Genomic DNA, 14572 nt, shown 5'->3' with positions numbered 1-14572 from the left:
GAAACTCTGCGCATGTCTTTAGCTCTGCTTCGTTACTCATGTCTGCTATTTTGGCTACTGGTTTGGAGCATAGCCTCGCCGGTTGCAACAGCGCGCGATTTGCCTGGCTCTCCGTTAGTGCCCAGGCTGCTATTGCACGATTTCGAGGGGATGAGCGGTTCGCTGTTCGGTAGTAGTATGAGCGGTTGGACGGCGGAACCGGGGATTTTTACCGGGCGCATCCAGTACGACATAGCGCCAGCCAACCGGGCAGGTGGCAGTCGGGCACTGCACTTACGCTACCGCTTCGATCCTGGCGCCGATAGCGACATCGGCTGGCAGTTAACACTGCCTGATCTCGATGCCTCCGCTTACGATCATCTGGAATTTTGGATTCGCGGAGATGGCGATATTGGCTATGCCGATGCTTTGAAAATCGAGTTCAAGCAGCCGTTGGCCGGTGCGCCGGCTGGACTGTTGCGCAAAGGCAGCACGGTGATCAGCGGTATTGGAGAAGAATGGCGTCAGATTCGCGTGCCGTTGAATCTGCTGAGCGGGATCAGCGACTGGCAACATCTGCGGCAGTTTGGCGTCGTGTTAGAACCACGTCGGGTGCGGATGCCGAGCGGCGGCTACTGGTTGGACGATATCGCCTTGATAAAGACCGGCCAGCCCGGCCCCAGTGTCCGTGATCCGGTAATTCCGCCGCTGAAGACTGCCTGGGAGAATAGCGTGGGTGGTAAAGCAGCGGCTCAGCACCACTTGCATGGCCGGTTGGCAGGCTGGCCGACGCAATTGACGGTTGATCCGGCGGAACTACCGACCGACGACCGCGCCTTTTTGCAGCGGTTGGCCGATGACACCTGGCGTGGCCTGGTCGCATTGACCGACCGGGTACACGGGATTCCGCTGGATACGGTGCGCCTGAACGGCTCGCTGACCCCGGAGCGTACCTGGTTGGGCGATTACACCAATGTGACGAATATCGGCCTGTATTTGATCGATATTATTGCAGCGCGTGAGTTGGGATTGATTGATCCCTCAGAGGCGGTTACCCGGCTTGGCTTGGCGCTGGATACGCTGGAGCGGCTCGAAACCTACCAGGGATTTTTTTATAACTATTACGACACCACGACCCTGGAGCGCACCAGTCATTTCATCTCTTTTGTCGATTCGGCGTGGCTGAGCGCCGGATTGATCGTGGCGCGCAACGCGGTTCCCGAACAGGCTTGGCGCTGTACGCGCTTGCTCGAACGGGAGAATTACCGCTTTTTTTATGATCCGGTCGAGCGGTTGATGATGCATGGCTATTACGTCAATCTGCCGCAGCGCTCGGAATATAGCTACGGGATGCTCTACAGCGAGGCCCGGCTGGGTAGTCTCATCGCCATCGGCAAGGGCGAAGCTCCCATTGAGCACTGGTATCGGCTGGCGCGCACCTTTCCAGCCAGTTTCAGTTGGCAATCGCAATCGCCCAAGCGCCGCGTCAACCGAACGGTTGATGGCTACACGTTCCCTGGCGGCTATTACGCCTGGAAGGGCGTGAAATACATTCCGTCCTGGGGGGGGAGTGTGTTTGAAGCCCTGATGCCGTTGCTGGTCTTGGACGAATTACGTTATGCGCCGGCCGGCCTGGGTGAAAACGCCAAGGCGCACGCAAAAATCCAGCGGCGTTTTGCGCTGGAGCAGTTGGGCTATCCGGTGTGGGGCTTGTCGCCCAGTTCGACTCCGGCCGGCAACGGTTATAGCGAATACGGCGTGCGAATTCTTGGAGCGCGCGGCTATGGGGCGGGTGCCGTGACGCCACACGCGGCCGCATTGGCTTTACTGGCCGATCCCATCCCTGCCGTGGCCAACCTGCGGCAACTGGCGACCCGTTATCCGCTGTATGGCGATTTCGGTTTTTACGATGCCGTGGACCCGAAAACCGGCCAGGTCGCCCACAATTATCTGGCGCTTGATCAGAGCATGATTTTGCTGGCGCTGACCAATTATCTACGGGATGGCGTGATTCAAAACTATTTCACCGCCGATCCCATCATCCAGCGGGTCTTGCCGCTGCTGAGCGCAGAGCGCTTTTTCGAGCGCTAACACCCAAGGGTTGGCCGCTGCCGACAATGATGGCGCTTAGTCAAACACGATGAGCAGCCACACGATGGCGGCATTGAGCAATGCCATAAAGACGGCCGCCGAGCCGATATCTTTGGCGCGGCCCGATAACTCGTGACGCTCTGGGCCGATCCGGTCGATGGCTGCTTCGATGCCGGTATTGAGGAGTTCAACGATGACGACCAGCAGCAAGCTACCGATCAATAGGGCGCGCTCCACCGGTGTATTCCCCAGCCATAGCGCCAGCGGAGCGAATACCGCGCACAGCAGGCTCTCCTGGCGGAAGGCCTCCTCGTTGTGCCATGCCGCCTTAAGTCCGGCCCAGGAATAGCCGGTGGCGTTAATAAGCCGGCGCCAGCCGGTGTGATTCTGGAAAGCCATCGCCAGTCAGATCCTTACAAAGTGAAAAGTTGAACGGGTGGTGTTGCTTGCCGAGGTTTTTTTGTTGGCTGCATCAGTATATGGTAAGGGTATTTAGACAGGGGGATTAGCGGCGTTCGGGTGAACCGAAGGGGTGAGCGCACGCGCTAGATTAATTTATGAGAGTCGAAATCATGTCACGAGAACCACAAATCATTCTCTCCAGCCAGGACTTGCAGCGCCTGGAACGATTACTGGACTCAGTATCGCCCGATGCGGCACCGGGTTTGGCCGCGTTACGGCGCGAGCTGGACCGGGCCGAAGTGGTGGAACCCGATGCGATGCCGGCGGATGTTATCACGATGAATTCGACGGCCCGGTTCGTTGACGAAATCAGCGGCCGGGAATTCGAGTTGACGCTTGTCTATCCCGACGATATGCATTTAACCCATGGTACGGTCTCCATCCTGGCCCCGATAGGCAGTGCGTTGCTGGGTTTATCGGTTGGACAATCGATTGACTGGGCTTTGCCGGGCGACCGCACGACCACTTTGCGGATATTGGCGGTCACCTATCAGCCGGAAGCCGCCAGAAAACGCTCTCCTTGAGCGCACCGTCTGCTTTAGCTGACAACCCTGGATTCGAAGCTGGCGTCAACAACAGCGGGCCGTTAGAATGGCGCTAATCGGAGAGGTGGCAGAGTGGTCGATTGCGACGGTCTTGAAAACCGTTGACCCGCGAGGGTCCGTGGGTTCGAATCCCACCCTCTCCGCCACTTTGGCCTTTCCTGCTGGCTTTCGGCCACCCTGCACAGGGTTTGCAATGTCGCGGGTTTCCACTTAGGCGCTTACCGAGTGCGGCAAAGCGCGCTGGTACCAACCATGGGTTCACTGACCCTATGAAATCCGTCCTGGCAATCCGCCATGTTGCTTTTGAGGATCTCGACGCTTTTGATCCCATCTTGCGCGAACGCGGCTACACAATCCGTTATCTGGAAGCTGGTTACGATGATCTGACCGCCATTGATCCCCTGGCTGACGATCTGCTGGTGGTATTGGGTGGCCCAATCGGGGTTTACGAGACGGTGGCCTACCCATTTCTACGCGACGAACTGCGCTTGTTGGCGATTAGGCTGCAAGCGGATCGCCCCACTCTGGGAATCTGTCTGGGTTGTCAGTTGATGGCGCAAGCTTTGGGTGGGCGGGTCTATGCCGGTGGGCAAAAAGAGATCGGCTGGAAGCCGCTACAGATTCATGAAGCCGGCCGAAATAGCCCGTTGGCTGCGTTTGCCGATGGCATTCCGGTGTTGCATTGGCACGGGGATACCTTCGATTTGCCGGGTGGGACGACATTACTGGCCTCAAGCAATCAGTATCTACACCAGGCCTTCTTGTGGCGAAAACGTGGCTTGGCCTTGCAATTCCACATCGAAACCAGTGCCCGCAATCTGGAGCGCTGGTTTATCGGTCACGCCGGTGAGATTGCCGCCACGCCCACGATGAGCGTTCTGCACCTGCGCCAGGAAACCGCGCGTTACGCCCCCAAGGCCCAGGTGCGCGGCCAGAGCTGTCTCACCGCGTGGCTGGAGCAAGTGGATTTACTACCCTGATATCCCCAAGGCCGTTGGCGTCCCCGGCGATCAATGACGGGATAAGCGCTTTCTTGGTAAAGCGCGATCTCTTGTCCGACAGCTTGATCCTCCTCTTAGTGAGACGGTTGACCAATGATGTTGACAGGTTCTATCGCACTCGCAGCAAAAAAGGTGATTTTTTCCAAAAAATCGTCTTTAATTAGTAGGAAATTAGACTGTAAGTGCTTGTTGATTCATCGAAAATGAACTTCGGTTTGAAACCTCCTCTTTCAGAGGGATAATCGTGTATGGGAGAGGCGTAACCTCTTCCATACTGTTGCGCCCGGTCACGGGCGTGGATTGAACTATTTTGTGGGAGCACGGCCCGGCCGGCATGTTTCCCGCTTCTCCAACCCGATAACCAATCGAAGGAGTGCTCGGTGGAACGCGAAACGATGGAATATGATGTGGTGATCGTCGGCGCCGGTCCCTCTGGCCTGTCGGCGGCCATCCAGCTCAAACAATTGGCGGCGGAGCACGAGCAGGATGTCACCGTCTGCGTCATCGAAAAAGGCTCAGAGGTGGGCGCACACATTCTATCTGGTGCGGTGATCGAACCGCGCGCCCTGGATGAATTGATTCCTGACTGGAAGGAACGGGGCGCACCGCTCAATACTCCGGCTACGGAAGACCGCTTCCTGCTGCTGACCCGTGAGATCTCTTACCGGCTGCCCACGCCGCCGCAGATGAACAACCACGGCAATTACATCATCAGCTTGGGTAATCTGTGCCGCTGGTTGGCAACCCAGGCCGAGGCGTTGGGCGTGGAAATCTATCCTGGTTTCGCTGCCGCCGAGGTGCTTTATAACGATGAGGGTGCGGTGGTCGGTGTGGCGACCGGTGATATGGGCATCGACCGCGAAGGCCACCCCACCGACCAATTTACCCCTGGAATGGAGTTGCGCGCCCGCTACACGCTGTTTGCCGAAGGCTGTCGTGGTTCTTTAACCAAAACGCTTTGCGAGCGGTTTAACTTGCGTGAGGGCGTGGACCCGCAAACCTACGGCATCGGCATCAAAGAACTGTGGGAAGTCGATCCCGCCAAGCATCAAGCCGGCAAGATCGTCCACACGGTCGGCTGGCCGCTCGATCCTAGCACCTATGGCGGTTCTTTCTTGTACCACATGGAAAACAACCAGGTGGCGGTCGGGTTCGTGATCGGGCTAGGGTATGCCAATCCGCACCTGTCACCGTTCGATGAATTCCAGCGCTTCAAGACCCATCCCGATATCCGCCCGACCTTCGAGGGTGGCAGACGCATTGCTTACGGTGCCCGTGCCATCTCAGCAGGTGGCATTCAATCGTTACCGAAACTGACTTTCCCCGGTGGTTTGCTGATCGGTGATACCGCCGGTTTCCTCAATATGCCCAAGATCAAGGGTACGCACACCGCGATGAAATCGGGGATTGTGGCAGCGGATGCCGTGTTTGCCGCCGTTACCGCCGACCGCAAGGCCGATGAAGTGACCGATTATCCTGAGCAACTGCGCCGTAGCTGGTTATGGCGGGAACTCTATGAGGTCCGCAACATCAAGCCCTCATTCAGTTGGGGGCTGTGGGCGGCCATCGGCTACTCGGCGCTCGATACCTACGTGTTCCGGGGCAAGGCGCCGTGGACTTTCCACCACAAGCCCGATCACACCAAGCTAAAGAAGGCCAGCGAATGTGCCAAGATCGACTATCCGAAACCGGACGGTGTGATCAGCTTTGATAAGCTCTCTTCGGTCTTTATCTCCAGTACCAATCATGAAGAGGATCAGCCTTGCCATTTGACGCTCAAAGATCCGACCGTGCCGATTCGGATCAATTTGGCGTTGTACGACGCGCCCGAACAGCGCTATTGCCCGGCAGGGGTGTATGAAATCGTGCGCGATGGTGACGGCAGCAACCCACGCTTGCAGATCAACGCGCAAAATTGCGTGCATTGCAAAACCTGCGATATCAAAGACCCCACTCAGAACATTAACTGGGTTACTCCGCAAGGAGGGGGTGGGCCGAATTATCCGAACATGTAAATCGGCTTGGGGGAGCGCCATTCCTGGCGCTTCCCACCGCTCAATGCCGATAGATTTTTCCAGGATCAGCCTGACGATCCACCGTCTGGGTTATCCTTGGCCAAGGACGCCTACCGTGCCACTATTCATTCATGGTTGCCGGCGCCACGAACAAGTGCTCGCGGTAAAAACGCAACTCCTCAATGGAATCCCGGATATCCTGTAACGCGAGATGGGTCGAGGTTTTATTGAAACCGCGATGGCCTGGATACCAGCGGCGGGCTAATTCCTTAAGCGTACTGACATCAAGGTTGCGGTAGTGAAAAAATGCTTCCAATTGCGGCATACAACGGGCCAAGAACCGCCGATCTTGACAGATGCTGTTACCGCACATCGGCGATTTGCCTTTGGCCACATGCTGGCCTAGAAAATCCAGGGTGAGCGCTTCGGCGGTGGCCTCGTCCAGCACACTGGCACGAACCCGGCTGATCAAGCCGGATTCACCGTGCTGCTTTTGGTTCCAGTCGTCCATTTGCGCCAGCACCGCTTCACTTTGATTGATCGCCAGCACCGGCCCTTCGGCGAGAAGGTTGAGTTGGCTGTCGGTGACGATGGTAGCAATTTCGATGATACGGTCGGTTTGTGAGTCCAGGCCGGTCATTTCCAGATCAATCCAAATCAAGTTATCGGGGGACATGAATTCTTTTAAGTGGAGTAGTACGGTGGACGATGAACTAACCGGCAGGCTTCCGGCCAGCGTGGAGGCACCCAGTTTACCTCGATTCCGCGTATCGCGCGCTCCGGTCTTGGGCTAGATGGCCGGCCGACGCTTGACGCAACGGCAACGGGAGCGGATTGAGCGCTTACAGGCCCGCCACCGCGAGCTGGCCCGGCAGCCGGCGGATTCTGTGGAAGAATCGACGGTTGGCAGCGGGGTCGATGGTTTGGTGATCTCTCATCAAGGCCGCACCCTGGTGGTGGAGGATACGGTAGGCCAGTTGCATCGCTGCACCGCGCGGCAGAATTTGGGTCGGTTAGCGTGCGGAGATCGTGTTGTCTGGCAAGCCTCCGAGACCGGTGGCGGTGTGGTTATAGCGGTTAACGAACGTCATTCCCTGCTAACCCGCCCCGACCATGCCGGCCTGCCTCGCCCATTGGCGGCTAATGTCGATTCTGTTGCCGTGGTGCTTGCTTTGACGCCTGAGCCAAGCGAATACCTCATTGACCGTTATCTGATCGCCATTACCGCTATCGGTGCGCGCGCCTTACTGGTCTTAAACAAAGTGGATTTGCTGGATGATTCGATGCTATCCGCGTTCGCCGAACGGCTGGCGCCTTATCAACGCATTGGGTATCAGGTGCTCTATACCAGTAGCCGCACAGCCCGTGGCTTAGACGAATTGCGTAGCTGGTTGCAAAACCGCACCAGCCTTTTGGCTGGTCAGTCCGGCGTCGGCAAATCATCACTGGTCAAAGCCTTGCTGCCGGATCGTGAGATCCGCATTCAAGCGGTGTCGGCGGCGACCGGTCATGGTACCCATACCACCAGCGCCAGCACGCTTTACCATCTGCCTGATGGCGGTGATTTAATCGATACGCCGGGCGTGCGCAGTTTTGAATTGGGCGCCATCGGGGTGGGCGACCTGGAACGGGGGTTCCCGGAATTGGGGCCTTATCTCGGTCGTTGTCGGTTTTCCGATTGCCGTCATGAGATTGAGCCGAATTGTGCTTTGCGGCAAGCAGTGGCGTGCGGTGCAGTCGCGCCGCGCCGGTTGGACAGTTACCTGCAATTGCATTCCGCGCTGGAGAGAGAGAGGCGCTACCCCTCGTGATCGGGTTTCTGTTGGCCGGCGCGCTGTTCGGCTTGAGCGGAGGGCTGTCTCCGGGGCCGCTATTAGCCTTGGTGCTGAATGAAACCTTGCGATACGGTGTCCGTGGCGGCATTCGGGTTGCACTGGCACCATTATTGACCGATGCGCCGATCATCTTAATCACGATTGGGTTGCTGTGGCCACTCACCAACCGGAGCTTACCGCTGGCTGTTATCAACATCGGTGGCGGTGGGTATCTGGTGTGGTTGGGAATCGAGGGCTTGCGCTTTCGCGGTGTACAACGGACGTTGGTTAACCGAGCCGATTCGCTGCGTCGCGGGGTGATCGCCAATTTTCTCAATCCCAGCCCTTATCTGTTCTGGCTGGCTATCGGTGCTCCGACCGTGTTGGATGCGTGGCGGTATGGCTGGTCGGCGGTCGCTGCGTTCATCGTGGCCTTCTATGTGTTGTTAGTCGGTTCCAAGATCTTGCTGGCGGTTGGGGTTGGCTATGCTGGGGTCGCTCTCCATAGCCGAGGTTATGTCCTGCTGATGCGTGGGCTGGGTCTGCTTCTCGTAGGCTATGGGGGATTGCGGTTAGGTGAGGGCGGAAGTTCCCTCTATCGGCTGGCTGGGCTTGAGTTTTAATCTCTTATTGGAATAATAAAATATTTTTTTATTATTTTTATATATAAAAATTTTCTTTATAGTGTCTTTGTATTCATTTTGTCCTTGGAGAGTCTTTGATGGCGATCAGCCGAATTTTCCTACTGGCGGTGCTAGCGGTGGTACTGGGGGTGAGCTTCTGGAGTAACACCGACGCTGCCGGTAAGACCATGACTTTATTAAACGTGTCTTATGATCCGACCCGCGAGTTTTATACTGACTTCAATGCGGCCTTCAGTAAATATTGGCAGGCGAAAACGGGAGATTTGGTGATGATTCACCAATCCCATGGCGGTTCCGGCAAACAGGCCCGCTCGGTCATTGATGGCCTTGAAGCGGATGTCGTGACTCTAGCCCTGGCGTACGATATTGACGAAATCAGCGCTAAAAGTGGCCTGTTACCAACCGACTGGCAACAACGGCTGGCCCATAACAGCGCGCCTTATACCTCGACCATCGTCTTTCTGGTTCGCAAAGGCAATCCGAAGGGGATCAAGGATTGGGATGATTTGGCGAAGCCGGGGATCAGCGTCATTACTCCCAACCCAAAAACCTCCGGTGGGGCACGCTGGAATTATCTGGCGGCCTGGGGCTATGCGCTGCGCCAACCCGGCGGCGATGAAGCCAAGGCGCGTGATTTCGTTGCTCGCGTGTATCGCAATATCCCGGTATTGGATTCAGGGGCGCGCGGTTCCAGCACCACGTTTGTTGAGCGTGAAATCGGTGATGTGCTGGTGACTTGGGAGAACGAGGCTTTTTTGGCGGTCAAGGAAATGGGCAAGGGGGACTTTGAGATCGTGCGGCCATCGATCAGCATTCTGGCTGAGCCGCCGGTCGCGCTGGTGGACAAAATGGCTGATAAGCATGGTACGCGACCGGTGGCGCAGGCTTATCTCGACTATCTGTACAGCCCGGAGGGGCAGGAACTCGCTGCCAAGCATTATTACCGTCCTCAGACAGCGGCGGTTGCTGAGCGCTATCGGGAACAGTTTCCTGCTTTAAATCTGTTCACAGTGGCTGACGTGTTTGGCGGTTGGGCCAGAGCACAGGCGGTACATTTCAAGGATGGCGGTACATTCGATCAGATTTATCAGCCAGGCCGCTAGGGGCTTTGAGAAACCCCCAACTGTGTAACGCCTATCTGGATGATTGCAGAGAAATTTTTGGCAAAGCTCCGGCGGATCATGATGCCTGAACGCTAACGAATTAAAGAGTGGCTGCACGTCATTGCCGCTGGGCTGGTGCTCTCTCCCGGTACTTTTTCCGCTACTCCTGCTTCACTCGGCAACCAAGCCAACAGGGCGCGATAGAGTACGTCTGGGACTACCGGCTTGCTGATGTAATCGTTCATACCAGCGGCCAGACATTGTTGGCGATCTTCCGCGAAAGCGTTAGCGGTCATTGCCAGAATCGGCAGGCTTGCTTTATCCGGCAAGGCTCGAATATGCCGGGTCGCTTCAAGGCCATCCATGATGGGCATTTGTACGTCCATCAACACCAAAGCGTAGTCGTCGGCTTGTACCCGCTCTACCGCTTGCTGACCATCGCAAGCGACATCGACCGTTAAGCCCGCTTGATCCAGCAAGGCCCGCGCCACTTCCTGATTGACGAGATTATCCTCGACCAGCAATACCCGGACTCCCTGATAGTGTTGCGCCAGAATCCGCTCTGGGGGCACGTCCGATGCCACCTTGACTTCGGGCCTGGGCTGATCTTCCGCCACCTTGCCTAACCGGGCGGTCATCCAGAACATGCTGCCGACCCCGGCCTTGCTGACAACCCCGACGTCGCCCCCCATCAGCAGCGCCAAGCGCCGACTGATCACTAAGCCTAAGCCCGTACCGCCGTATTCGCGTGTGGTCGAATCATCGGCCTGAACAAAGGGTTGAAATAGGCGAGCCTGCTGTTCCGGGGTCAGGCCAATACCTTGATCCTCCACTGCAAAATGGACCAGCACGCTGTTGCCATCTTCGGCCTCCAGACGCGCACGGATCATAATCTCGCCCTGTTGGGAAAACTTGATCGCATTGCCGATGAAATTCAATAAGATTTGCTCTAACCGAAACGGGTCGCCGCACAGTCGCTCCGGTACATCCGGCGTGATAGCCCACGCAAGTTGCAGTCCCTTGGCGGTAACCCGTTCGCTCAGCAGGCCAATCGCGTGATGGATGATTTGGACCGGTGAAAATTCGACCTTCTCCAAGGTCAATTGCTCTGATTCGATCTTGGATAAATCCAGAACATCGTTGATGATCTGGAGCAAATGGCGGGCTGCCTGTTGGATCTTGGCCAGTTGCTCGCGTGGCTTAGGCGCACTGATCTCCTGGCTTAACAGATGGGTCAAGCCGAGGATAGCGTTCATTGGCGTGCGGATTTCATGGCTGATATTGGCCAAAAAGATGCCTTTGGCGCGGCTGGCCGCCTCAGCGGCGTTTTTAGCTTCCAGCAGTGCCGCTCGCTGGCTTTCGTTATCCAGACAAAGCCGTAGGCTGCGCGCAAATTTGGCCAAAATTGGCGGAAACAGGACTCTAGCTAGATCGACCGCTGTATTCAGGGTGACCCTGGAAAATAGCAAGACATGGCCCATGTCCGGCAAGACAAGGTTGAGCGCATAGGGATATTTGGCACCGCCCGGAAACCAACCCGATGCAGACCACGCGCGGTCGCCTTGCAGCAAATCGGCCGACCAGAGAACACGCTGCCCTTCCAAAGCGCGCAGCGACTGATTGCCTATCGCGATATAAACGTGCTTGGCGTGGTTGTCAGCCGCTTCACCGGCCGACACCGAAGCCAACGCGGCGTTCGATGTATCAAGCAGCAGGACACCACAGGCGCAGCCGGTATGCGCCAGGAATTGTTGGAGCATCACGGTGGCTAGCGGTCGAGGCCGGGTTTCACCGGCCATCGTCATCGCTAAGTCATAGAGGATGCTGGTGGACTGGTTTTGAGTCAGATCCAAGGTAGCGCCACGATCATCGCATTATGAAAAGCGGGATAGTGCCGCTGTCCAGAGCCGATTTCTCCCAAGGACAGGGCACCGAACAGTGGCATAGGAGCCAGTTCGTTGGTCAGCGCTGCCAATTCGGTGAGACCCGCTTCCACACCGAGATGCATGAGACGCCCGGCGCAATAGAAGGTTAATACACCACGGGCGGTATGCGGACGCATCCATGCCCCTAACGCATGTACGGTCTCCAGGCTACCGGGCGCTACGGCGCGAACCACGCTGAGCAAGGCATTCTCCGGGACTTCACCGGAACAGTAAACGGCGCCGTCCTCTTCGACCAACACCGGAATGCGCACGATGGACTCGCCATGGGCACGATTCAAGGCGAAGGGGAAATGGACGGCATGGCGATAAAAGTTTTCCCGATCCAGGTCGATTCCATATTCGCTCTCCATCAACCTCTGATAGACCTCGAACGCCGGTTGACCCCCAATGGTCTTGATGTAGCTGCCGGCTGTTGCAGTAGCCACCCACAAGCTTTCATTGCCCCGATAGTGATGAGCGAGTGCCGCGCCTGGATGTTGGCGCAATACCAAGGCAAAAATACCCGCCTCGATAAAGCGCCGGTTATCGAACAAACAGGGCATGGGTTGGAAGGTTTCGCTGCCGACGCACGTCCCGACATAATTGACTTGATCGCCGATTTCCAGATAGAGGCGATCCAGTACGGAGGTCATGTTCGGTAGCTTCGCATCGACCAGCAGCAATAAAGTATCGGCCCCGTTTTCGTCGGCGTGCTCGGCGATAAAATCACTCAGCGACTCAATGGCTTGATCCGTCGTATGCTGTTCATGGTAAGAAAAGCGGAAGAGCCGTTGTGGGGTGGTGGCAGCGAACGCGATGAGCAGCGCACCCTGCCGACAGAATTTGGCCTCAACCAGCAGGCCAGGGACAACCGCACCGACGAGTGGTAGCCTTACGGCGTTGGCTGCCTCTTGCAGTAGAGCCGTCGCGCCGCACTCTTGCTCGCAGACCAAGGCGAAAATGCCGACCTCGACCCCCGATAGGCGATGATTCTGAAAGTGCTGTAACGTCGCCCCAATCGTTTCCGGGGTAAGGGCAGCGAGATAGTGCCATTCGGTCGGTTGCATGTGCCGCTCTCTATAGCATGATGAGGGGATAAGGTTTACGTCTTGTACGCTGAAGGGTAGAGGAATATAGCCGGCAAGTTCAGTGGTGATGCGGGTTTCCGATCAAGCGCTGCCGTTTCTGACGCAAATAGGCTCGGATCAGGCGCCGCCGGTGATTCTCTTCCCCGACGAGTGCCGCCAGTTTGTGGTCATAATCCGTTTCGTCCGGCGCCAAATCGTGCAACCGTTCGGCGAATTCAAGTGCCTCGTCATAAGCTCCGATCTCCATCAACATGTCGCTTAATAAATCCAGGGACGGCAAATAATCCGGCTCTAGGCTGAGACTCTGAGCCAGCAAGGGCATAATCGCGTAAACGATGTCTTCCGAACTGTGCAAATCAAGTTCGATAGCCTCTCGCCATTGTTGATTGGCCTGTGCGTAGAGATCAGTGGCCGTTGCGTACTCCATGAGTCGCCCTCATGACCGAGATTTGCCTCCATTGTGGCATGGGTGGGCTGGCTTGCAATCGAAGCCCGTGCAAACGGCTGATGCGGCTGGCCATGGCAGGATTCAGCCTGCGCGCTCCGTTGAAAAATCCGTTGCCAACGCGGCGCCATGGCTGCGGATCACCTCAGAGTAAAACCGTGCGCTGGCCTTGGGTGTGCGCTGCTGAGTGGCATAATCCACATGAACAAGGCCAAAACGCTGTGAATAACCGTGCGCCCATTCAAAATTATCCAGCAGCGACCATGCGAAATAACCGCGCAGATCGACGCCTTTGTCGATGGCGGCCAACGCAGCACGCAAATGAGTCCGCAGGTAAGCGAGGCGTAACGGATCAGCGATTTCACCTGCTGACTGCGGTGGATCGTAGAACGCCGCGCCGTTTTCCGTCACATACAATGGCAGTGGCCCATAACGGCCGCTGACCCATTCCAAAATGTCGGTCAGCCCTTGCGGGTAGACTTCCCAGTCCAGGCCGGTATGGGTTTGGTGCGGCTGGCGGACGCGAGCGGCGGCCAACGGCCAATCGGTGGGATCGTGGCTCACCACTTGTCGGCTGTAGTAATTGATGCCGAGAAAATCGATGGGCTGTTGGATCAAGGCAAGATCCGCTGCGGAAAAGCTCGGCCAGGCTGCGCCGAAAATCTCCGGCAATTCCGGCGGATAGCTGCCCAAGAAGACCGGATCAAGATAAAAGCGGTTCCAATAAGCGTCTGCGCGCATGGTGGCGGCCAAATCCTCGACCGTTTCGGTGGCCGGATACTTCGGTTCCAGATTGACCACCAAGCCGATTTGCTGGTTGCTTTCAGCCCGATACGCCTGCACAGCAGTGGCGTGCGCGCGCAAGAGATGATGGGCTGCGACGGGGGCAGCGAACGGGTTGCGCTGGCCTGGTGCCAGCACGCCGTGCAGATAACCGCCATCGACCACCACCCACGGTTCGTTCAGCGTTACCCAAAGCTTGACCCGATCCCCCAGCGCCCGAAATAGCACTTGGGCATAGTCAGCGAACCAGGCGGCGCTATCTGGATTGAGCCAGCCACCTAACCGGTCCAGTGCAGCCGGCAAATCCCAATGATAGAGCGTCACCATCGGCTCAATGCCTTGTTCCAACAAAGCGTCAACCAAGCGTTGGTAAAAGCTCAGCCCGGCCGGATTGACCCAACCGCGCCCTTCAGGCAACACCCGCCCCCATGCGACACTGAATCGATACCCTTGTAGACCCAACGTCCGCATCAGCGCCACATCATCCCGGTAACGGCGGTAATGATCGCAGGCGACATCACCGGTATCGCCGGCGCGAGTGCGTCCCGGCGTGTGGGAAAACTCATGCCAGATACTGGCGCCAGCGCCATCGGCCAGTGGCGAGCCTTCAATCTGGTAGGCCGAGGTTGCAGCACCCCAGAGAAATTGGGGGGGGAAGACACGATCTGCGTTCATCG

13 protein-coding genes and 1 tRNA gene are annotated in these 14572 nt (G+C 57.1%); 8 read left to right on the top strand and 6 right to left on the bottom strand.

What is annotated here, in order from left to right; all coding sequences use genetic code 11:
• Window positions 1–12 precede the first annotated feature (12 nt).
• Window positions 13–2070 (top strand): glucoamylase family protein, encoded by a 2058-nt coding sequence (locus BN873_RS00630; RefSeq protein ID WP_082161005.1) that lies wholly within the window; start codon window positions 13–15, stop codon window positions 2068–2070.
• Between the two features lie 36 nt (window positions 2071–2106).
• On the opposite strand, the gene BN873_RS00625 is transcribed toward BN873_RS00630, so the two are convergent.
• A complete protein-coding gene (locus BN873_RS00625) occupies window positions 2107–2469 on the bottom strand; it encodes a diacylglycerol kinase (protein ID WP_048669943.1) in 363 nt (120 codons plus the stop codon).
• A 173-nt stretch (window positions 2470–2642) separates the two neighbouring features.
• On the opposite strand from BN873_RS00625, the gene rnk reads away from it, so the two are divergent.
• The 4 genes from rnk to BN873_RS00605 all read left to right on the top strand — a co-directional run bounded on the left by rnk (window position 2643) and on the right by BN873_RS00605 (window position 6093).
• Entirely contained in the window at window positions 2643–3056 is a 414-nt protein-coding gene (gene rnk / locus BN873_RS00620; protein WP_048669942.1) for a nucleoside diphosphate kinase regulator, read from the top strand.
• Between the two features lie 79 nt (window positions 3057–3135).
• Window positions 3136–3223: transfer RNA gene (locus tag BN873_RS00615), tRNA-Ser, on the top strand.
• A gap of 123 nt (window positions 3224–3346) precedes the next feature.
• Window positions 3347–4057 (top strand): glutamine amidotransferase, encoded by a 711-nt coding sequence (locus BN873_RS00610; RefSeq protein ID WP_048669940.1) that lies wholly within the window; start codon window positions 3347–3349, stop codon window positions 4055–4057.
• A 401-nt stretch (window positions 4058–4458) separates the two neighbouring features.
• Complete coding sequence (locus tag BN873_RS00605; RefSeq protein WP_048669938.1) at window positions 4459–6093, top strand: electron transfer flavoprotein-ubiquinone oxidoreductase; 1635 nt, start codon at window positions 4459–4461, stop codon at window positions 6091–6093.
• A gap of 121 nt (window positions 6094–6214) precedes the next feature.
• Here BN873_RS00605 and orn read toward each other — a convergent pair whose 3' ends face one another.
• Window positions 6215–6769, bottom strand: a complete 555-nt coding sequence (gene orn / locus BN873_RS00600; protein WP_048669937.1) for an oligoribonuclease — start codon at window positions 6767–6769, stop codon at window positions 6215–6217.
• Between the two features lie 118 nt (window positions 6770–6887).
• Here orn and rsgA point away from each other — a divergent pair, with 118 nt between their 5' ends.
• The 3 genes from rsgA to BN873_RS00585 all read left to right on the top strand — a co-directional run bounded on the left by rsgA (window position 6888) and on the right by BN873_RS00585 (window position 9654).
• The gene (gene rsgA / locus BN873_RS00595; RefSeq protein WP_048669936.1) at window positions 6888–7904 is read left to right on the top strand and encodes a small ribosomal subunit biogenesis GTPase RsgA; all 1017 of its coding nucleotides are present in this window, start codon (window positions 6888–6890) and stop codon (window positions 7902–7904) included.
• Complete coding sequence (locus BN873_RS00590; RefSeq protein ID WP_048669934.1) at window positions 7901–8530, top strand: LysE family translocator; 630 nt, start codon at window positions 7901–7903, stop codon at window positions 8528–8530. Before rsgA ends, BN873_RS00590 begins: the two co-directional genes overlap by 4 nt.
• A 98-nt stretch (window positions 8531–8628) precedes the next feature.
• The gene (locus BN873_RS00585) at window positions 8629–9654 is read left to right on the top strand and encodes a sulfate ABC transporter substrate-binding protein (protein ID WP_048669932.1); all 1026 of its coding nucleotides are present in this window, start codon (window positions 8629–8631) and stop codon (window positions 9652–9654) included.
• A 92-nt stretch (window positions 9655–9746) separates the two neighbouring features.
• Here BN873_RS00585 and BN873_RS00580 read toward each other — a convergent pair whose 3' ends face one another.
• The 4 genes from BN873_RS00580 to BN873_RS00565 form a co-directional block, all read right to left on the bottom strand.
• Entirely contained in the window at window positions 9747–11507 is a 1761-nt protein-coding gene (locus BN873_RS00580; RefSeq protein ID WP_053085190.1) for a response regulator, read from the bottom strand.
• Window positions 11498–12646 (bottom strand): FIST signal transduction protein, encoded by a 1149-nt coding sequence (locus BN873_RS00575; protein WP_048669931.1) that lies wholly within the window; start codon window positions 12644–12646, stop codon window positions 11498–11500. Before BN873_RS00575 ends, BN873_RS00580 begins: the two co-directional genes overlap by 10 nt.
• Before the next feature lie 79 nt (window positions 12647–12725).
• Window positions 12726–13094, bottom strand: coding sequence for a hypothetical protein (locus tag BN873_RS00570; protein ID WP_048669930.1), 369 nt, complete (start codon window positions 13092–13094; stop codon window positions 12726–12728).
• Between the two features lie 102 nt (window positions 13095–13196).
• A complete protein-coding gene (locus BN873_RS00565) occupies window positions 13197–14570 on the bottom strand; it encodes a GH1 family beta-glucosidase (protein WP_048669928.1) in 1374 nt (457 codons plus the stop codon).
• Window positions 14571–14572: the final 2 nt, after the last annotated feature.

The organism is Candidatus Competibacter denitrificans Run_A_D11, from assembly GCF_001051235.1.
Taxonomy (GTDB): domain Bacteria; phylum Pseudomonadota; class Gammaproteobacteria; order Competibacterales; family Competibacteraceae; genus Competibacter_A; species Competibacter_A denitrificans.
The sequence above is the reverse complement of the archived record's forward strand: the minus strand, read 5'-3'. Positions and strand labels throughout refer to the sequence as shown.

Bases quoted from the DNA above. Each gene is read 5' to 3' on its own strand.
- BN873_RS00630 (WP_082161005.1), top strand. From the start codon at position 13: ATGTCTTTAGCTCTGCTTCGTTACTCATGTCTGCTATTTTGGCTACTG.
- BN873_RS00625 (WP_048669943.1), bottom strand. From the start codon at position 2,469: ATGGCTTTCCAGAATCACACCGGCTGGCGCCGGCTTATTAACGCCACC.
- rnk (WP_048669942.1), top strand. From the start codon at position 2,643: ATGTCACGAGAACCACAAATCATTCTCTCCAGCCAGGACTTGCAGCGC.
- BN873_RS00610 (WP_048669940.1), top strand. From the start codon at position 3,347: ATGAAATCCGTCCTGGCAATCCGCCATGTTGCTTTTGAGGATCTCGAC.
- orn (WP_048669937.1), bottom strand. From the start codon at position 6,769: ATGTCCCCCGATAACTTGATTTGGATTGATCTGGAAATGACCGGCCTG.
- rsgA (WP_048669936.1), top strand. From the start codon at position 6,888: ATGGCCGGCCGACGCTTGACGCAACGGCAACGGGAGCGGATTGAGCGC.
- BN873_RS00585 (WP_048669932.1), top strand. From the start codon at position 8,629: ATGGCGATCAGCCGAATTTTCCTACTGGCGGTGCTAGCGGTGGTACTG.
- BN873_RS00575 (WP_048669931.1), bottom strand. From the start codon at position 12,646: ATGCAACCGACCGAATGGCACTATCTCGCTGCCCTTACCCCGGAAACG.
- BN873_RS00570 (WP_048669930.1), bottom strand. From the start codon at position 13,094: ATGGAGTACGCAACGGCCACTGATCTCTACGCACAGGCCAATCAACAA.
- BN873_RS00565 (WP_048669928.1), bottom strand. From the start codon at position 14,570: ATGAACGCAGATCGTGTCTTCCCCCCCCAATTTCTCTGGGGTGCTGCA.